Raw genomic sequence first — 17,504 nt, 5'->3', positions numbered from 1 at the left:
CGGAAGGCCGGGTTCGGGCGGTGGGAGATTCAGTCTTCGCCGACCCACAGGTCGGCATTGGGCAGGGCTTCGGCAGTGGTCTGGAAGCTCGGCTCAAGGCCTTTTTTCTGCTGGGCCTCGTAATCCTTGAGGGAGTCGAGTGCCGGCTTCTGCAGCGCCAGGATGGCAATGATGTTCAGCCAGGCCATGATGCCGACGCCGATATCGCCCAGCGTCCAGGCCAGATCGGCCGCCCGCACCGCACCGTAGAGACTGGCGGCCAGCGAGGCAATCTTCAGTGCGAAAACCAGCCAGGGGCGCCCGATCTTGCGGTTGATGTAGGCGATGTTGGTTTCGGCAATGTAGTAGTAGGCGACGATGGTCGTGAAGGCGAAGAAGAACAGGGCGCCCGCCACGAAGATACTGCCAAAGCCGGGCAGCACGGATTCCACGGCGGCCTGGGTGAAGGCCGGGCCGACTTCGGCGCCAGGCAGGGCATTGGTGAGCATGCTGCCGTCAGCGCCCTTGACGTTGTAAAGGCCAGTGATCAGCAGCATGAACGCCGTGGCCGAGCAGACGAACAGGGTGTCCACATAGATCGAAAAGGCTTGCACGATGCCTTGCTTGGCCGGGTGGCTGACTTCGGCGGCGGCGGCCGGGTGCGGGCCGCTGCCCTGACCGGCTTCGTTGGAGAAAACGCCGCGCTTCACGCCCCACTGGATGGCTGCGCCGATCATTGCGCCAAAGACTGCATCAGTCCCGAAGGCGCTGCGGAAAATCAGCGAGAGCACGCCTGGCAGCTTTTCGATGTTCAGGCCGACGACCACGCAGGCGATCAGGATGTAGCCCAGCGCCATGAAGGGAACAACGATCTCGGCGAAGCGGGCGATGCGTTTGACACCGCCGAAGATGATCAGGCCCAGCAGCACGACGATGACTGCGGCCGAAACTTCCGGCGCAATGCCCAGCGAATTCTTGAGGCCGGAGGCGATGCTGTTGGCCTGCACGCCGGGCAGCAGGAAGCCCATTGAAATGACCGTGGCGACGGCAAAGACCCAGGCGTAGCGTTTCCAGCCCAGACCCTTCTCGATGTAATAGGCCGGGCCTCCGCGGAACAGGCCGTCGTTGCGTTCCTTGTAGATCTGCGCCAGGGTGGATTCGACATAGGCGGTGGAGGCGCCGAGGAAGGCTGTCATCCACATCCAGAAAACCGCACCCGGCCCGCCATAGGCGATGGCGGCGGCTACGCCGGCGATATTGCCGGTCCCGACACGCCCGGAAAGTGACATGGCCAGCGCCTGGAAGGATGAGACTCCCGCATCGGAACCCTTGCCATCGAACATCAGACGGATCATTTCACCCAGATGGCGAACTTGCATGAAGCGGGTGCGGATCGAGAAATACAGCCCGACTGCGAGGCACAGGAAGACCAGTGCGGGGCTCCAGATGATGTTGTTGATCTGATTGATGAAAGCGTGCATCGGCAAGGTCCCCGTGTTGTTATGTGCCTGATATTGGCGAAAGTGTGAATGCCTGCGCGCGGCCTGTCAGGCCAGCGCGGCGGATTCGGGTGTACAACCGTAAAGTACGGCGAAAAAGTGACAGATAGTGCCGGCAAGCACGAACAGATGCCAGATGAAATGGCCGTAGCGCAGCTTGCCATCCAGCGCATAGAAGGCCACGCCGCCCGTGTAGGCCAGACCGCCGGCGATGAGCCAGAAGGTCCCTGCCGTGGAAAGATTGGTGAACAGTGGTACGGCCGCAACAATGACCAGCCAGCCCATCAGCAGGTAGATGCCGTTGGAAAGCCAGGGGTTGGATAGGCGGTTGCTGAACATCAGGATCAGCCCGGTGATGGCAAGCAGCCAGACCAGGCAGAATAGCGTCCATCCCCAGGCGCCAGCCAGCACGCTGAAAGTGAAGGGCGTGTAGGTTCCGGCGATCAGCAGGAAAATCGCGGCATGATCAAGCTTGCGGAAAATCTGCTTCAGGCGTCCCTGGGGGACCGCGTGATACAGCGTGGAACTCAGATACATCAGCACCATGGTGCTGGCGTAAATGCAGGCTGCAGCAATATTGACGGCCGTGCCGGCACGCGCCGTGGCGATCACCAGGATCGGAAAGGCGGCCAGCGTGGCCAGCAAACCGATGCCATGGCTGGTGACGTTGGCGATTTCCTCGCCACGGGTCTGAGGGCGTTTGATCTTCATGGAGTGCTCTCTGTCGCTTGGAACTGCCGGATGCCGGGATACGCATCCGTATGGGGTCGGTACTTTAACCCGAGGCGCCCGACAGGGGGTGTGAAATCCGGGCTACAAAACCTGTAGCGCCTCTCATTTGCGATTTTGCACTCTTCCGCATCTTTAGCGCGTGATTTTCGTTTGCTAGAAGGGTGGTTTCTTCGTCCTTGGCAAGAGTCTCCGACATGGAGCTTCACTAGAGCAGAAGGAACCCGAAAACAAACCGATGGTCAGAAGGGAAGGCATGACGATGAGCGTGCTGGCAAAGCCTCATGATTCACCATCAGGCGCGGCTGTCTGTGAATGACGCTGCCCTCAAGTCACGCTCATGCCATGCGGTTTGTCTTCATTGGACTAGCATTCAGACATGAGTTGTACCCTTTTATTTGTGTGCAAAAGGAGCATGTAAATGGCTGAGAACACTTCTTCTACCCTGCTTGATGAATCGCAGGACATCCTCCACAAGACCGAAAAACTGATCTGCGATGCGGCTGCGGCGACTGGCAAGGAGGCTGAAGCCCTGCAGGCACGCATCATTGCCGGCTTGCGCGAAGCCAAGCAGCGTCTGACGAGCGCCGAGGAAATCGCTCTGGAAAAAGCCAAGGTGGCAGCCAAAGTGACCGATGAGTATGTGCACGAAAACCCATGGAAGGCGATCGGTATTGGTGCAGCACTCGGCATCGTGGTTGGCATGCTGATAGCCCGTCGCTGAGATGGGTTTTCACCTCTTTGAACGGGCCCACCGGTTCGCTGACAATCTTGCGGGGTTGCTGGGGAATCGGCTGGCCCTGTTCGGGCTGGAGTTGCAGGAGGAACTCGACCGGCTGCTTGGACATCTGGCCGTGCTGCTGGTGGCGGGCGTTTGCGCTGCGTTTGCGCTGCTTTTTGCAACACTGGCCGCGCTGGTGCTGGCTGCGCGCAATGATTGTCTGCTGGGCGCAACGCTGACTGTCGCATTCGTCTATGCCCTGGCGGCACTGGGCTGCGGTTTTTGGCTGCGCCGTCGTCTGCAAGTGGCTCCCACGCCGTTCGCTGCGACACGTGAGGAGTTTGAGCGCGACCGTGCAGTGTTGCGCAGCCATCCGGAGAGTGACGCATGAGCCATCGCCAGATGATGCGATCCTTCCGCAAGGAAATGCTGCTTCTGCAGGCAGAACAGTTCCGCATGGCGCTGCGTCAGGATCTGGGGGGGCTGAGCCCGGAGCCGGCGCCAGCGATGCCTTCCGGTGCATGGCTGGAGGCACTCGCCGGCGTGTTGGGGGCAGTGCTGCCGGGACGCTGGGGACGCTGGTTGAATCTGGGCATGAGCGCCTGGAAGATCGGCAAACGGGTGTTGGAGAAGGCCGATACACCTGCCTGAGAACCCGCTCCCCGCCGGCATCTTCGAGGGGGTGTTCTGAAACTCCTTGTCTGACGGGCTTCTTCAACATGCCTGCCTGAGAAGCCTTGCTGCAAGCGGCTCTGCAACGGGAGTTTGAAAAAATAAAACGCCGCATTGCGCGGCGTTTTGTGTCGGTGGACCCACCACCGGCTCCGGGGATTGCCCGGTTGGAACTACCTGATGCTGTGATGTACTGCTTTCACTGTTGCGATAAGGTCTTCCTTGTGATGTGCAGGGGATGCCTGCACTTTCTTTGTATGTCCTGTCTTGCAGGAATTCAAGGAGAAAATGTGGCTGCTTCCTGATGCTGAAAGCTGAGCCAGAAGCGCCTGACGCCCGGAGGTCACGACAAGGGGCGGACCAGTGCGTAGAGCGCGCTGGTTGCTGCTCCGAGCGCTACCGCGTTGGCATCCTGCCGAACGACCTCAATTCGTGGAGGGGTCAGACCTGATGGTTCGTAAAGGCCATTGAAGGTTTCCCGGGCCGAACTCAGAAACTCCTGTCCCGACTGGAAAGCCGGGCCGCCAACGAACAGGCGCGCCGGATCAAATTGCATGCTCAGATTATGTAGCAGGGTGCCGAAGTGCTTGCCAGCGATACGCAACTCCCGGGACAGGACCGGATCCCCGGCAAGTGCCGCTGCACGGAATTCACTGGCCGGGCGGCCCGTTGCATCCTGCACGGCCCGCAGTGTGGCCAGCATGTTGGCACAGCCACGCTTGCCACAATTGCAGAGCGGGCCTTGTGGGTCCATGGTGACGTGGCCAATCGCGCCGGTCATCCCTCTGTGCCCCTGGATCAGGGTATAGCGGGTGGCAAGCGCTGCGGTCACCGCGTGACCCACATGAACATAGAGCAGTGGCTCTTCTTCTGCCCGTCGTTCGTATTCAAAGTGATACAGGGCGACACAGCCGACTGCACGCTGCACCAGTACCGGAAAGGCGGGCATCCCGGCCTGCTTCAGGCGCTCTTCCAGCATGAAGCGTACCGGCAGGTTGCGCCAGCCGGTGTTGTCTGAGTAGCGGAGCGTACCGGACTCGGTATCGACGGGGCCTGGTACTCCGATGCCCATGGCGGAAACCCGGCAGTTTGCTGCGCTCAGGCGTTGCCAGATGCTGCTTGTCTGGCGAGCCAGGATGTCAAGCGCCACCTCTGCCTGGTCGGAGTGGGTGGGTGTGACACTCATTTCGCGGATTTCGCCGCCCAGAGTGGTTGCGATGCAGATGACCCGCTGATTGTTGATGTCTGCGCCAACAAGAATGCGACTGGCATCGTCCATGTGCAGCGCTACGGGTCTGCGTCCCAAAGCTCCTGTGGGGCCAAGCTTCTCTTCGCTGAGCCAGCCGTCGGTGATCAGCTCATCGACCAGATTGCCGATGGTCGGGCGGGTCAGGCTCAGGATCTCGGCCAGCTTGACCCGTGAAATTCCCGCATTCAAGCGTACCGCGCGCAGTACGGCAAGGCGGTTGATGGTACGGAGAAATTGCTGATTGCCGGAGATGACCATGATCAGTTGTTCCGTAATGGGACCGCTCAGTCTTTGCCCGGATCATTTACGCTGCGGTCGATTTCACATCCTTGGTCAGAGCACACTACACCGTAGACGAAAACCCAGTCGGAATAACGGTGTTTCCCTTTGAAATGAAAGAATTCATCGGGGAAGTTGTCGATGCGGATCGGCGACTCTTTTGACCGGCTATGCACGCCAAGCAGCCCTTTTCCGTCCGGGGCGCGGATCAGAACCCAGTCGAGTTTCCCGGTCAGAGGATCGGGATAGAGTTGCCGGAGATGGCGCCGAACGCCCGGGAAACGGGGATCACGAATCAAGTCTTCCAGCTGGTTTGGAGCGGCCGCAGGGGCGCCGGGTGGGGCTGCTTCGAAGTAACTGCGAATTGCACGTTTGTATTGCAAGCCAATGAACAGCAGTTCTTCCTCTGCCTGCCGTCGATGGGCAATCGCTCCCAGTTGCACGGTGGTGGTGGCCGCCAGACTGATGATGGCGATCACGATCAGCAGGCCGACGTAGCTGAATCCTGTGCGGCAGAAAGGAGCGGATCGTGTCGGCATTACCATCGGCGATAGGGAATGCCGTTCATGCCGACGAGCGGCGAGCGACTGAACACATCGTACACATCGCTGCCTTCGCGCGGGTCGTCTGCCTCACTCGCGTAGCTGCGAATACCCCATGTTTCGGCGTCCGGAAGCTGGGGGTCGTCATTGAACGGGTCGCGAGGAATGCGGCGCAGGAAGAACAGTTTCTGGCCTTTTGCATTGCGCTGATCAATGGCGCCGGTCACCAGTTCTGCAAGGTCTTTCGGGTAACCGGACGAATCGATGGTACGCTGGATTGCTCCCTGATCAGCGGCAAGTTTGTAGGCATCAAGCGCGCTGCGAATCTCACGCAATGCCAGACGAAGCTCCTGTTCCTTGCCCCGCTGAACGGTTACTTGTGCGATCGGCACCACGATGCTGGCGAGCAAGCCCAGAATGGCCAGCGCGATCAGCATCTCGATAAGGGTGAAGCCCTTGCGACGGGGACGGTGAGCTTGCATGATTGTCTTTGTACGGAATTGGGGCAGAGGTTACACCTTTCTGCTTATGCCTTGCAGACTGTGGGGTGAGCGGTGTGTTGCTGCAGGCGCAGCAATTTTGCCGTTGGTGCCTTTCCTTGTGCATTGCCGATTGGAAGTCAAGCTGCTTTGTGGCAGTCTATCGGGCATGGAGACAGCGGGCGTAACTGCCTGCACACAACAGACATTCGACAGGATGCAAAAATGACTCAAAAAGTAGCAACGACCGGGGTGAGTTCTGTTCGCTCGCGGGGCTTTACCCTGCTTGAACTTCTGGTGGTGATGGCCATCATCGGTTTGCTGGCCGCTTACGTTGGCCCCAAGTATTTTTCCCAACTCGGGAAGTCCGAGCACAATGTCGCCAAGGCACAGATTGAATCGTTTGCCAAAGCGCTGGATGCGTTCCGGCTGGATGCCGGACGTTACCCGACGACAGCCGAGGGGCTGAATGCCCTGATGGCGAAGCCGGTCAATGTGCGAACCTGGAGCGGCCCGTATCTTGCCAAGGAAATTCCTCTCGATCCTTGGGGCAAAACCTACATCTACAAGAATCCGGGTACGCGTGGCCGGGATTTCGATATCGTTTCATACGGCAGTGATGGTCAGCCTGGCGGCGCGGATGCGGCCGCCGACATCTTCAACTGATCCCGAGCCCGACACCCATCGGTACAGGTAATCGGCGATGCAGTTTGAAGTTCGCGCGCTGACAGTCGACAATCGTCTGCAGACTCTGTTGATCGAGGCTGCGGACCTTGCTGCTGCGCGCAAGACTGTTGAAGCTCAACGGCTCAAAGTGGTCAGTCTCAAAGCCCGCGGTGGCATGCGCAGCGGGTCGCGGCGTGGCACTTTCTCGCTGGTCATGTTCAGCCAGGAAATGCTGGCATTGCTTGAAGCTGGTCTGAGTCTGGTTGAGGCGCTCGAAGGACTGATCGAGAAGGAAAGCTCGCCGGTTTCCCGGGCCGTCATGGAAGCCATGATCAACCGGATTCGTGAGGGGTCCCGTTTGTCGGATGCTGTAGCCATGCAGCCGGAGTTTTTTCCGCCGCTGTTTGTCGGCATCGTGCGTGCCGCAGAACGCACCAGTGACCTGCCTCAGGCCCTGCGTCGTTTTATTGACTACCAGACCCGTCTCGACATGGTGCGGGGCAAGATCATCAGCGCCACGATCTATCCCGCCGTGCTGTTTACCGTGGGTGGTCTGGTCGGGCTTTTCCTCATGACCTATGTGGTGCCGCGCTTTGCTGCGGTCTACAAGGACAGTGGTCGTGACATGCCGTGGATGTCACGCCTGCTGCTGTCCTGGGGCGATCTGCTGGGGCAGCACACCATGCTGGTCGGCGGCATGCTGCTGGCTCTGGTCGCCGCCGCTGTATGGTACGTTCGCCGCAACTCCCGCGAAGGGCGCTGGGCGCAGCTGGCCAAACGGATTCCGGGGATTGGTGAACGGGCGCGGATTCTCGAACTCTCGCGCCTGTACATGACGCTTGGCATGCTGCTTGAAGGGGGTATTCCGATTGTCATGGCCCTGGACATGATCGAAACCTCTGTTTCAGCGGAAACCCGTCTCAAGCTGGCCCTGGCGAAATCAGAGATTTCGAACGGAGAGCAGGTTTCACATGCCTTCGAATTGCATGATCTGTCTACCCCGATCGCGTTGCGCATGCTGCGGGTGGGCGAGCGCTCGGGGCAGCTGGGCACCATGCTGACGCGCTCGGCGCAATTCTATGAGGGTGAAAGTGCACGCTGGATCGAGCGTTTCAGCAAGGTTTTCGAACCGGCCCTGATGGCTTTGATCGGAGTGGTGATCGGAGTCATCATTGTTCTGCTGTACATGCCGATTTTCGATCTGGCGGGATCTTTGCAATGAATGGGGTAGCAGGCTTGATCGAACAGGAAACCATGCGTCTGGCACGCAGTTCTGCACTCAAGTCCGGTCGGCCGGTGATGGCCGAACTGGAGGCGATGACGCAACTGGATCAGCGCGAGGTGCTGCGTGCCGTGGCCGATAAGTTTCATGGCAGGGTGATTGAAACCGCCCAGATGCTCGACATGCAGCCCGCCTTCGATATCCTGCCCTTGGCGCGTGCCCAGCAGCGGGGCTGTGTGGTATTGCGCAATCAGCAGGATGGGGTCGGGCCGGTGGCTGTGATCGCGGACCCGTTTGATGCAGATTTGCAGGTCTGGCTGGAGAGTGTGGCAGGCGTGGCGCTGGAGTACCGGCTGGCCCTGCTTTCGGATATTCAGGCCTATCTGGCACGGCAGGAAGAATCAATCCGGGCTATCGACAGCATGATCAACGATGGCTCCCTCGGGCATGCTGACGGGAAAACGCTGGAAAGCCTGACCTTCGCTTCGGTCAGCGACGCGACCAGTCCGGCAGTGAAACTGGTGAACTCGACGCTTTACGATGCGCTCAAGCAGGGTGTGAGTGATATCCACCTTGAGAGTACGCCGGGTGGCATGGTCTCCAAATATCGCATTGATGGCGTGCTCGATCTGATCGCCAATATTTCCGGCGGGGCGTTGGCGGAGCAGGTGATCTCGCGTATCAAGGTGCTGGCTGAACTGGATATTGCTGAAAGACGCGTACCGCAGGATGGCAGTTTCCGCGTCGAGGCGATGGGGCGCGAAATCGACTTGCGCGTTTCGATCATGCCCAGCATTCATGGCGAAGATGCGGTGATCCGGATTCTCGACAAGCAGGCGATGGTCGAAGAGCATGGCGGCCTGACTCTGGATGCTGCCGGCTTTGATCCGCAGACTTTGGCGACATTGCGCAGGCTGGTGCAGGAGCCCTACGGCATGGTGCTGGTGACCGGCCCGACCGGTTCGGGCAAGACCACCACGCTATATGCGGCGCTGACCGAAATCAATCATGGGCGCGACAAAATCATCACGATTGAAGATCCGGTCGAGTACCAGTTGCCCGGCATCCTGCAGATTCCGGTCAATGACAAAAAGGGCCTGAGTTTTGCGCGCGGCTTGCGCTCGATTCTGCGTCATGATCCGGACAAGATCATGGTCGGCGAAATCCGCGACAAGGAAACCGCCGAAATCGCCGTGCAGTCTGCACTGACCGGTCACCTTGTGCTGTCAACGGTGCACGCCAACAACGTGTATGACGTGTTCGGCCGATTCCATCACATCGGCGTGGATCTGTATTCCTTTGTTTCGGCCCTGAATGGCGTGATCGCCCAGCGCCTGGTGCGTTTGAACTGCAAGCATTGCGCGATCTCCTATCGGCCCGCCGACGCGGAACTGGCTGATGCCGGTCTGAGTGCCGAGGCGGTGAAGGACTACCGCTTCATGAAAGGGCGCGGTTGTGGAGATTGTCGTGGCACGGGCTACCGTGGTCGCAAGGCGGTCGCCGAGGTCCTGACCATGAATCCCGAGATCGCGGAACTGATCGTTGAACGTCGTTCGGTCCGCCAGATCATGGAGGCGGCCCGCCGCAACGGAACGCGCAGCCTCTACGAAGATGCCCTGAGCTTGGTCGCCACTGGCCAGACAACGCTTGAGGAGGTGCGGCGTGTCACGCTTGCGGCATAAGCGCTTTTCTCTGGGTGTGGGCAGCGATGATCTGAGTGTCGTCGACGCTGCCAGCATGCGTTTGCTGACGAGCTTGCCGCTGGCCGAGTATCTGCCAGGTGCGGCATCTCCGGCTACGGCGGACTGGACTCCCTCAATCGAAGCTGTTCTGGCGCAAGCCAATGTTCCCGAGGGCGGTGATCTGACCCTTACCGTAGCAGACGCGTGGGCTCGCTATTTCATGCTGACGGTGCCCGCTGGCGTAGGCAGCCTGAGCGAGCTGCGCATGCTCGCTGCCGGGCGTTTTGAAACGCTGTTTGGTACAGCCCCCGAGGGCTGGCAACTGGCGGCCGACTGGAAGGCAAGTGGCCGTACGCTGGTGTGTGCCTTGCCGGCGCGGCTGGTCGAAGTGGTGCAGGTGGTTGCCGAAGCCAGCAACTGGCGGGTGCGCTCCATCCAGCCCTATGCCCTGCGGCTGCTCGAACTGTTCCACAAACAGGTCCCCGATGCTTGCTGGCTGTGCTGTTTTGCCTCACGCGGGATGGTGGCTTTGCTTGTGTCGGGCGGCGAGGTCCAGCACGTGCGGCGTTTTCCGTTTGCCAAGGCGCCCGATGCTGCTGCCTTGAGCGCCATGCTGGAAGCCGAAGTCCTGCGCGCCGGGCTGGAGATGCCCACCCAGCTTTGTGCCTTGGGCGTGCTGCCGGAAATGCCCGTCGATGGGCGTGTGGGCTCCATGCGTCTGGTGCTGCCACAGGGGCCAAAACTTGCGCGGGCAAGACCGGGGCAAACCTCGGAATCAGTTAGTCTCGCCATGCAGGGAGCCCTCGCATGAAGCCGGTGCATATTGAATTCTGCCGTCAGGGCGAAACCGGGCGCAGCAGCTTGCCTCTGTGGGTGTTGCTGGGGCTGGGGCTGGGGCTGACCGTGCTGGGCCTGGTGGTGGGCAGCGGATTTGCCGAAAAGGCCGAGGCCCGCAGCAGCCAGGCCAGCCAGTTGCAGGACGAACGCGTCAGTCTGAATGACGCGGCACGGGCGCAGGAGCGGGTACCGGCGGATGTCGTCGATTCAGTCAACAGCGCAATCCGCATGCTTGATTATCCGAGCATTGAATTGCTTACCCAGCTGGAGCGTCATGCACGTCCCGACGTGACCGTGGTTGGAATCGAAATGGGGGCAGTGCGCACCACCTTGCGCGTGATCGTTCAGGCTTCGTCGGCGCCCGCTGTGCTTGATTATCTGGATGCCATCAAACAGGAACCGGGTTTCCGGAGCGTTGCCCTGACTCGCCAGGAAGGTGCCAATGGTGGTGACGGCTCCGGTGGCTGGCGCTTCACCCTGGAGGTCCCGCAGATTGATGCCGTGCCTCGCGCTTCGGCCCGCATGCCGCGAGGGCAGGAAGGATGATACGCGTGAAATTGCCGGATGTTGGCCAGTTGCGGCTGGATCTTGAAATCGCGTTCTGGCGTCATGGCTGGCGTCTGCCGGTGGCCCTGCTGGCCCTCGGGCTGTGCCTGGTGGTCTGGCTGTTCTGGGTGCCGATGCAGGTGGCCAGTGCCAGCCGGGCGTCCGAGCAACTGAAGCGTGCGCAACTGGAAGCCCGGCGCCCGGTCGGAAATACAGCACAGGAGCCGCCGTTACAGGCCTTCCAACACCAGCTGTTACCGCAGGCGGAAACAACCCTGCAGTTGCGTCAGATCTTTCAGCTGGCGGCCAATGCCCGGCTGACCGTCGCACAAGTGGATATGCGTCGTCAGATCGATGCGGCAGGAGCCTATTCCCAGTTGCAGATCGTGCTGCCCGTGCGGGGCGATTATCTGAGTATCAAGCGTTTCTGCTCTGATCTGCTGCAGGGGCTGCAGGCTCTGTCGATTGACCAGATTGTGCTCAAGCGTGAGCAGCCGGGGCAGGGACCGGTCGACGCACAGATTTCGCTGTCTGTCTGGCAGGAACCAGGCGAAGGAAGCGCGCGATGAGTGGGAATCGTCGCTTGCTGATCATGCTTCCCGTGTTGCTGGGGGCTGGCTGGCTGGCCCTGTTTGGTGACAAGACGCCATCGGATGCTGCGGATGTCGTCGCTCCGGTTGCTGCGGTGGTGCGCCCGGCAGAAAGCGCACCCGAAGCGCCTGTTGATAATCCCGCTATTACCGGGGAAACGGACAGCTCCCAGGTAAAGCGCGTGCGGGATCGTGTCGGGCTGGCGGATCTTGAGAACGGGCCGCAAGTGGATCTGTTTGCCGGTCAGGGTGGGGCTGCACCGCCACCACCGCAGGCAGAGGCGCCACCCCCACCGGAAATTCCGGTACAGCCTTTCGTGCTGATCGGGCGGATGCTCGATCATGATCAATGGCTGGTTTTTCTGGAGCGTGGCGGTAAAACCCATGTAACCCGCGCACGCGATGTTGTTGATGGATTCAGGGTTGATGCAGTGACCGGAACGGAGATCCGGCTGACGCAACTGACCGATAAATCAAGATTTGTCATCCCGGTGGGTGGCGAGAAGAAAGAACCAGGAAATGACTAGGCGATCACGAACCCCTCTGATCCGGACTTGTATGTGCCTGCTGGCAATCCTGTTGCTTGGCGGGTGCAGTAGTGCCGAGAAACGCGCAAAGCGTAATGAGGAAGTCGGCGCAGCGCCCTATGAAGCGCTGATGAAGGCTTCAGGCGGTGATTCTCTTGGCAATCCGAATCCGCCGAATACTACGGTTAGCGGTCGTGACCGCTATGCGGCGTTCCTGATCGAGCGCGCCGAAGCTGCGCTTCAGGCCGGGCAATACACGGAGGCTAGCCGTCTGTTCAATCAACTCGGACGAGTTCCCGGCTACGAATCGCGTGGTCAGGAAGGCGCCGCTCGCGTTCCGCTGCGTCCTGCAAGCACCACGTCTTGTTCCCCGACAGATCCGAAAGCGCTGGTGCAGGTTTGCCAGCGCCTGAGCACAAATGAACCGGATGCTCCGGTTAGTCCCGGCGATACGGCTCTGGGCCGCACCATCTTGCTTGAAACCTCGTCCCAGCCAGCGCAAGCAGCTGTCAGCCCGGGAAATGCTGCGCCCGCTGCATCAGCGTCGGCTCCTGCTGCACAAATTCTGCCTGTGGAAAAGAATGCCGTGCCGGTGGCCGTGGCAGAAAGCCCGGCAAAGTCCGCAAACGCAGCCGGGCCGGCAGACAAACCTGCCGCCAAGCCTGCAGTCTCCAGGACCGATGATCCATTCAAGAAGCGGGTGACCCTTGAGTTTCGTGATGCATCGGTGCGCTCGCTGTTCGATGCCATCACCCAGGCCTCCGGGCTCAATGTGATTTTTGATCGCGATATTTCGCCGGATCTGAAGACCACGGTCTATCTGCGCAACACCACGATCAAGGCCGCGCTGGACAAGATCGTGCTGACCAGTGGTCTCGCCTGGCGCAACCTCGACGAGAACACGCTGCTGGTCTACATGGACGACGCCAACAAGCAGCACGACTATCAGGCCCTGACGATCCGCAGCTTCCAGCTCTCGAATGCCGATGCCAAGTTCGTGGCCAACAGCCTGAAGACCGTGCTGAAGTTCCGCGAGTTGATCGTGGATGAAAAGCTCAACATGATTGTCGTGCGGGATACTCCGGAAGCGATCGCCATGGCCGAAAAGTTGGTTGCCATGCACGACGTGGCCGAGCCGGAAGTGATGCTGGAAGTGACCATTCTGGAAGTCAACAAGGGCAAGCTGCAGAACCTCGGGGTTGCCTGGCCGGGTTCGATGAGCCTCGCCCCGCTAGCGCGTACGGTGACTTCGACGGCTAACTCGACGACCGATCTCACTACTGGTCTTTCGTCTTCGACCACCTCGAATGTTCTGACTTTGCGTGATTTGTGGAATCTGACTCCGGGCAGCCTCACGATGGGACTGGGAGCCACCACGCTGAATTTCAACGCCACCGACAGCGATATCAACGTGCTGGCCAACCCGCGCATCCGGACCCGGAACAGGGAAAAAGCCAAGATCATGATTGGCGAACGTGTGCCGCAACTGGCTTCCAACACCACCTCCACCGGGGTGATCGCCCAGAACGTGACCTATATCGACGTGGGCATCAAGCTGGATGTCGAACCGCAGATCTACCCTGGCAATGAAGTCGGCCTGAAGATCGCACTGGAAGTCAGTTCCATCAACGGTACCGAGAAAAGTGGCACTACGGTGGCTTATCGCATCGGCACCCGCAATGCGACGACCATGCTGCGCCTGAAGGATGGCGAGAATCAGGTACTGGCCGGCCTGATCCAGGATAGCGACAAGAAAAGCGTGAACAAGGTGCCTTTGCTGGGCGATATTCCCATTCTCGGCCGCCTGTTCCGATCGGACAGCGACGACAAGGCCAAGACCGAACTGGTGCTCTCGATCACGCCGCGCCTGATCCGTGGCAACCAGCGCTTCAGCCCCGAAGCGGCCAGCTTTGACGCAGGGACCTATAGCAGTGTGCGTGGCCGTCGTGGTGAAGGCTCCGATCCAGGCGTGTCGGTCGAGCCAGGAAACTCTCCGCAGCCCGTGCAGGTTTCGCAGCCCACCGACCCGCTGCGGCAGGCCGGCGAGAGCGGTTCGCGCATGTTTGGTGGTTCGCGTGACTGATCGCCGCGCCAGCCGCGCCCGTCGCGGCTTCACCCTGATCGAGATGCTGGTGGCCATGGCCATTCTGGCGCTGCTGCTATCGCTGGTGGTACCCAAATACTTCGACAGTCTGGATCGTTCCAAGGACGCCGTGCTGATGGAGAATCTGCGGACCACCCGTGACGTGATCGACAAGTTCTATGGCGACAACGGACGTTACCCGGAATCGCTGGCTGAACTGGTGGAAAAACGCTACCTGCGCAGCCTGCCGATTGACCCCATTACCCAGAGCAGCCGGACTTGGGTCATCGTGGCGCCCGACGCACCGATCCGGGGTCAGGTGTACGACCTGCGCAGCGGCGCCAAAGGCCACACCAAGGACGGCCGGGCTTACGGCGCTTTGTAGCCAGTTTGAAATCAACCGTTCGGAGAGCCGCATCCAGAGCGCTTCCTCAGCATGGCTCGGTGAAGATCCGCGTGTTTCAAAGCTGAGCGGGGGGCCTGCCTGAAGAGGTCCGCTGGATGCGGCTCTTCAGACAGGCGAGGGGTCGGCTTCAGTCCGGCCCCGGTTTGGTCTTGGTCTGGCCTGTTCTGGTCTCAGTTCGGTTTATGAAAGCTGATCCCGCCCGTTCCCGCATCCACCACGACCGTATCTTTGGCCGCAAAGCGACCTTCTAGGATCTGTTTGGCCAGCGGGTTCTCGATGTGCTCCTGAATCGCCCGCTTGAGCGGCCTCGCGCCGAAGACCGGATCGAAACCTTCCTTGGCGACTTCTGACAAGGCTGCGTCGGTCACGGTCAGGCCGATTTCCAGCTTGCTCAGGCGTTTCTGCAGGTTTGCCATCTGGATGCGCGCAATCGACTTGATGTGCGCGTCGCCCAGTGCGTGGAAGACCACCACCTCGTCGATGCGGTTGATGAATTCGGGGCGGAAGAAGGTCTTCACCTCGCTCATCACCGCAGTCTTGATCGCAGGGTAAGGCTCGCCGGCCATCTGCTGGATCATCTGGCTGCCCAGATTCGAGGTCATCACGATCACGGTGTTCTTGAAGTCCACGGTGCGCCCCTGTCCATCGGTCATGCGTCCGTCGTCCAGCACCTGCAGCAGCACATTGAACACGTCCGGGTGCGCCTTTTCGACTTCGTCAAAGAGCAGCACGGAATAGGGTTTGCGCCGCACCTGCTCGGTGAGATAACCGCCTTCCTCGTAGCCCACGTATCCCGGCGGGGCGCCGATCAGGCGGGCGACAGAGTGCTTCTCCATGAACTCGCTCATGTCGATGCGGATCAGGTGTTCCTCGGAGTCGAACAGGAAGCCGGCCAGCGTCTTGCACAGTTCGGTCTTGCCCACCCCGGTGGGGCCGAGGAAGAGGAAGGAGCCATACGGGCGGCCTTCTTCCGACAGCCCGGCGCGCGAGCGGCGGATTGCGTCACTCACGAGGCGCACGGCTTCGTCCTGGCCGATCACGCGTTCGTGCAGTTTCTCTTCCATTTTCAGCAGCTTCTCGCGCTCGCCCTGCATCATCTTGCTGACCGGGATGCCGGTGGCGCGCGACACGACTTCGGCGATTTCTTCGGCGCCGACCTGAGTGCGTAAGAGCTTGTTGGCCGGCTTGCTGGTCTCCGCGCCCTCGGCCGCGTGCAGCTGGGCTTCCAGCTTGGGCAGTTCGCCATATTGCAGCTCGCTCATCTTCTGCCAGTCGCCCTTGCGCCGCGCTTCTTCCATCTGCTGCTTGAGCTGTTCGATGGCTTCCTTGATATGTTGCGAGCCCACCACCACGGCCTTCTCGGCTTTCCAGACTTCTTCCAGATCGGTGTATTCGCGCTCCAGCCTGGCGATCTCGGTTTCGATCAGGTCCATGCGTTTTTTCGAGGCTTCGTCCTTCTCGCGGCGCACGGCTTCGCGCTCGATCTTGAGCTGGATGATGCGGCGCTCCAGCTTGTCCATCACCTCGGGTTTGGAGTCGATTTCCATGCGGATGCGCGCGGCGGCCTCGTCGATCAGGTCGATGGCCTTGTCCGGCAGGAAGCGGTCGGTGATGTAGCGGTGCGAGAGCTCGGCGGCGGCGACGATGGCCGGGTCGGTGATGTCCACGCCGTGGTGCAGTTCGTATTTTTCCTGCAGGCCGCGCAGGATCGCGATGGTCGATTCCACCGTCGGCTCATCGACCAACACCTTCTGGAAGCGGCGTTCTAGTGCCGCGTCCTTCTCGATGTACTTGCGGTATTCGTCCAGCGTCGTGGCGCCGATGCAGTGCAGCTCTCCACGGGCGAGTGCGGGCTTGAGCATGTTGCCCGCGTCCATCGCACCCTCGGCCTTGCCCGCGCCGACCATGGTGTGCAGCTCGTCGATGAAGATAATGAGCTGGCCTTCCTCCTTGGCGATATCGTTGAGCACGGCTTTCAGGCGTTCCTCGAATTCGCCGCGATACTTGGCGCCAGCGAGGAGCGCTGCCATGTCGAGTGACAGCACGCGCTTGCCCTTCAGGGTTTCCGGCACTTCGCCATTGATGATGCGCTGGGCCAGACCTTCGACGATGGCGGTCTTGCCCACGCCGGGTTCGCCGATCAGCACCGGGTTGTTCTTGGTGCGGCGCTGCAGGATCTGGATCGCGCGGCGGATCTCGTCATCGCGGCCGATCACCGGGTCCAGCTTGCCCTGACGGGCACGATCCGTGAGGTCCAGGCAATATTTCTTCAATGCTTCACGTTGAGACTCGGCTTCGGCGTCATTCACGCTGGCGCCGCCGCGCACGGCTTCGATGGCGGCTTCCAGGGCTTTCTGGCTGGCGCCGTGCTCCTTGAACAGCTTGCCGGTGTCGCCCTTGTCCTTGGCGAGTGCGAGCAGAAACATCTCGCTGGCGATGAACTGGTCGCCGCGTTGCTGGGCTTCACGGTCGGTCACGTTGAGCAGGTTTGAAAGATCGCGCCCGACCTGTACTTCGCCACCGTGGCCCTGCACCTGAGGCAGGCGGTCGATGGCTTTGTCGAGTGCGGTTTTCAGGGCCGGCACGTTCACGCCGGCGCGGGTGAGGAGCGAGGCGGTGCCCCCGTCTTCCTGCTGGAGCAGGGCGGCGAGCAGGTGCTGCGGCTCGATGTACTGGCAGTCGTGGCCCACGGCAATGCTCTGGGCATCGGCAATGGCCTGCTGGAATTTGGTGGTGAGCTTGTCGAAACGCATGATCTGGCTCCTGCGGACGGTGTTCTTCGGGATTGACGAATAG

Annotated in this window: 18 protein-coding genes; 12 read left to right on the top strand and 6 right to left on the bottom strand. The window is 60.6% G+C overall.

The window, feature by feature from the left end:
- Window positions 1-29: 29 nt before the first annotated feature.
- Both Q9Q94_RS08820 and Q9Q94_RS08815 read right to left on the bottom strand, forming a co-directional pair.
- Entirely contained in the window at window positions 30-1,460 is a 1,431-nt protein-coding gene (locus Q9Q94_RS08820; protein WP_305979692.1) for a sodium:alanine symporter family protein, read from the bottom strand.
- A gap of 66 nt (window positions 1,461-1,526) precedes the next feature.
- Window positions 1,527-2,189 carry a hemolysin III family protein gene (locus Q9Q94_RS08815; protein WP_305979691.1) on the bottom strand — a complete coding sequence of 221 codons (663 nt, stop codon included), beginning with the start codon at window positions 2,187-2,189 and terminating at the stop codon, window positions 1,527-1,529.
- Window positions 2,190-2,628: 439 nt separating this feature from the next.
- On the opposite strand from Q9Q94_RS08815, the gene Q9Q94_RS08810 reads away from it, so the two are divergent.
- Genes Q9Q94_RS08810 through Q9Q94_RS08800 form a run of 3 tightly spaced genes read left to right on the top strand, consistent with a single transcriptional unit; the run spans window position 2,629 to window position 3,579 of the window.
- Window positions 2,629-2,931 (top strand): YqjD family protein, encoded by a 303-nt coding sequence (locus Q9Q94_RS08810; RefSeq protein ID WP_305979690.1) that lies wholly within the window; start codon window positions 2,629-2,631, stop codon window positions 2,929-2,931.
- 1 nt (window position 2,932) lies between these two features.
- Window positions 2,933-3,319: a phage holin family protein gene (locus tag Q9Q94_RS08805; protein ID WP_305979689.1), complete on the top strand. Its 387-nt coding sequence runs from the start codon at window positions 2,933-2,935 to the stop codon at window positions 3,317-3,319.
- A complete protein-coding gene (locus Q9Q94_RS08800) occupies window positions 3,316-3,579 on the top strand; it encodes a hypothetical protein (protein WP_305979688.1) in 264 nt (87 codons plus the stop codon). The genes Q9Q94_RS08805 and Q9Q94_RS08800 overlap by 4 nt, the downstream gene beginning before the upstream one ends.
- Before the next feature lie 364 nt (window positions 3,580-3,943).
- Here the strand turns inward: Q9Q94_RS08800 and Q9Q94_RS08795 are convergent, their stop codons facing one another.
- Genes Q9Q94_RS08795 through Q9Q94_RS08785 form a run of 3 tightly spaced genes read right to left on the bottom strand, consistent with a single transcriptional unit; the run spans window position 3,944 to window position 6,152 of the window.
- Window positions 3,944-5,107, bottom strand: a complete 1,164-nt coding sequence (locus tag Q9Q94_RS08795; RefSeq protein WP_305979687.1) for an ROK family transcriptional regulator — start codon at window positions 5,105-5,107, stop codon at window positions 3,944-3,946.
- A 26-nt stretch (window positions 5,108-5,133) separates the two neighbouring features.
- Complete coding sequence (locus Q9Q94_RS08790; RefSeq protein ID WP_305979686.1) at window positions 5,134-5,667, bottom strand: type II secretion system protein; 534 nt, start codon at window positions 5,665-5,667, stop codon at window positions 5,134-5,136.
- A complete protein-coding gene (locus tag Q9Q94_RS08785; RefSeq protein ID WP_305979685.1) occupies window positions 5,667-6,152 on the bottom strand; it encodes a type II secretion system protein in 486 nt (161 codons plus the stop codon). Before Q9Q94_RS08785 ends, Q9Q94_RS08790 begins: the two co-directional genes overlap by 1 nt.
- A 222-nt stretch (window positions 6,153-6,374) precedes the next feature.
- On the opposite strand from Q9Q94_RS08785, the gene gspG reads away from it, so the two are divergent.
- From gspG to Q9Q94_RS08740, 9 genes are read left to right on the top strand one after another with little or no spacing between them, the layout of a single operon-like run.
- Window positions 6,375-6,815 carry a type II secretion system major pseudopilin GspG gene (gspG, locus tag Q9Q94_RS08780; protein ID WP_305979684.1) on the top strand — a complete coding sequence of 147 codons (441 nt, stop codon included), beginning with the start codon at window positions 6,375-6,377 and terminating at the stop codon, window positions 6,813-6,815.
- A gap of 37 nt (window positions 6,816-6,852) precedes the next feature.
- Entirely contained in the window at window positions 6,853-8,037 is a 1,185-nt protein-coding gene (locus tag Q9Q94_RS08775; RefSeq protein ID WP_305979683.1) for a type II secretion system F family protein, read from the top strand.
- Window positions 8,034-9,719, top strand: coding sequence for a GspE/PulE family protein (locus tag Q9Q94_RS08770; RefSeq protein ID WP_305979682.1), 1,686 nt, complete (start codon window positions 8,034-8,036; stop codon window positions 9,717-9,719). Before Q9Q94_RS08775 ends, Q9Q94_RS08770 begins: the two co-directional genes overlap by 4 nt.
- On the top strand, window positions 9,700-10,530 hold the full coding sequence (locus tag Q9Q94_RS08765) for a hypothetical protein (protein ID WP_305979681.1): 831 nt from the start codon (window positions 9,700-9,702) through the stop codon (window positions 10,528-10,530). The genes Q9Q94_RS08770 and Q9Q94_RS08765 overlap by 20 nt, the downstream gene beginning before the upstream one ends.
- Window positions 10,527-11,102, top strand: a complete 576-nt coding sequence (locus tag Q9Q94_RS08760; protein WP_305979680.1) for a hypothetical protein — start codon at window positions 10,527-10,529, stop codon at window positions 11,100-11,102. Before Q9Q94_RS08765 ends, Q9Q94_RS08760 begins: the two co-directional genes overlap by 4 nt.
- Before the next feature lie 5 nt (window positions 11,103-11,107).
- Entirely contained in the window at window positions 11,108-11,671 is a 564-nt protein-coding gene (locus tag Q9Q94_RS08755; protein WP_305979679.1) for a hypothetical protein, read from the top strand.
- A complete protein-coding gene (locus Q9Q94_RS08750; RefSeq protein ID WP_305979678.1) occupies window positions 11,668-12,219 on the top strand; it encodes a hypothetical protein in 552 nt (183 codons plus the stop codon). Before Q9Q94_RS08755 ends, Q9Q94_RS08750 begins: the two co-directional genes overlap by 4 nt.
- A 31-nt stretch (window positions 12,220-12,250) precedes the next feature.
- Window positions 12,251-14,302, top strand: a complete 2,052-nt coding sequence (locus tag Q9Q94_RS08745) for a secretin N-terminal domain-containing protein (RefSeq protein WP_305979677.1) — start codon at window positions 12,251-12,253, stop codon at window positions 14,300-14,302.
- Window positions 14,295-14,687, top strand: a complete 393-nt coding sequence (locus Q9Q94_RS08740) for a type II secretion system protein (protein ID WP_305979676.1) — start codon at window positions 14,295-14,297, stop codon at window positions 14,685-14,687. The genes Q9Q94_RS08745 and Q9Q94_RS08740 overlap by 8 nt, the downstream gene beginning before the upstream one ends.
- Window positions 14,688-14,878: 191 nt before the next feature.
- On the opposite strand, the gene clpB is transcribed toward Q9Q94_RS08740, so the two are convergent.
- A complete protein-coding gene (gene clpB / locus Q9Q94_RS08735) occupies window positions 14,879-17,461 on the bottom strand; it encodes an ATP-dependent chaperone ClpB (RefSeq protein ID WP_305979675.1) in 2,583 nt (860 codons plus the stop codon).
- Window positions 17,462-17,504 lie beyond the last annotated feature (43 nt).

This window comes from Uliginosibacterium sp. 31-16 (genome assembly GCF_030730865.1).
Lineage (GTDB): Bacteria > Pseudomonadota > Gammaproteobacteria > Burkholderiales > Rhodocyclaceae > Uliginosibacterium.
The sequence above is the reverse complement of the archived record's forward strand: the minus strand, read 5'-3'. Positions and strand labels throughout refer to the sequence as shown.

Excerpts from the sequence above, each read along its gene's own strand:
- Q9Q94_RS08750 (WP_305979678.1), top strand. The coding sequence starts at position 11,668 with ATGAGTGGGAATCGTCGCTTGCTGATCATGCTTCCCGTGTTGCTGGGG.
- Q9Q94_RS08790 (WP_305979686.1), bottom strand. The coding sequence starts at position 5,667 with ATGCCGACACGATCCGCTCCTTTCTGCCGCACAGGATTCAGCTACGTC.
- Q9Q94_RS08820 (WP_305979692.1), bottom strand. The coding sequence starts at position 1,460 with ATGCACGCTTTCATCAATCAGATCAACAACATCATCTGGAGCCCCGCA.
- Q9Q94_RS08785 (WP_305979685.1), bottom strand. The coding sequence starts at position 6,152 with ATGCAAGCTCACCGTCCCCGTCGCAAGGGCTTCACCCTTATCGAGATG.
- Q9Q94_RS08795 (WP_305979687.1), bottom strand. The coding sequence starts at position 5,107 with ATGGTCATCTCCGGCAATCAGCAATTTCTCCGTACCATCAACCGCCTT.
- Q9Q94_RS08775 (WP_305979683.1), top strand. The coding sequence starts at position 6,853 with ATGCAGTTTGAAGTTCGCGCGCTGACAGTCGACAATCGTCTGCAGACT.
- Q9Q94_RS08770 (WP_305979682.1), top strand. The coding sequence starts at position 8,034 with ATGAATGGGGTAGCAGGCTTGATCGAACAGGAAACCATGCGTCTGGCA.
- Q9Q94_RS08760 (WP_305979680.1), top strand. The coding sequence starts at position 10,527 with ATGAAGCCGGTGCATATTGAATTCTGCCGTCAGGGCGAAACCGGGCGC.
- gspG (WP_305979684.1), top strand. The coding sequence starts at position 6,375 with ATGACTCAAAAAGTAGCAACGACCGGGGTGAGTTCTGTTCGCTCGCGG.
- Q9Q94_RS08810 (WP_305979690.1), top strand. The coding sequence starts at position 2,629 with ATGGCTGAGAACACTTCTTCTACCCTGCTTGATGAATCGCAGGACATC.
- Q9Q94_RS08815 (WP_305979691.1), bottom strand. The coding sequence starts at position 2,189 with ATGAAGATCAAACGCCCTCAGACCCGTGGCGAGGAAATCGCCAACGTC.
- Q9Q94_RS08745 (WP_305979677.1), top strand. The coding sequence starts at position 12,251 with ATGTGCCTGCTGGCAATCCTGTTGCTTGGCGGGTGCAGTAGTGCCGAG.
- Q9Q94_RS08805 (WP_305979689.1), top strand. The coding sequence starts at position 2,933 with ATGGGTTTTCACCTCTTTGAACGGGCCCACCGGTTCGCTGACAATCTT.
- Q9Q94_RS08800 (WP_305979688.1), top strand. The coding sequence starts at position 3,316 with ATGAGCCATCGCCAGATGATGCGATCCTTCCGCAAGGAAATGCTGCTT.
- clpB (WP_305979675.1), bottom strand. The coding sequence starts at position 17,461 with ATGCGTTTCGACAAGCTCACCACCAAATTCCAGCAGGCCATTGCCGAT.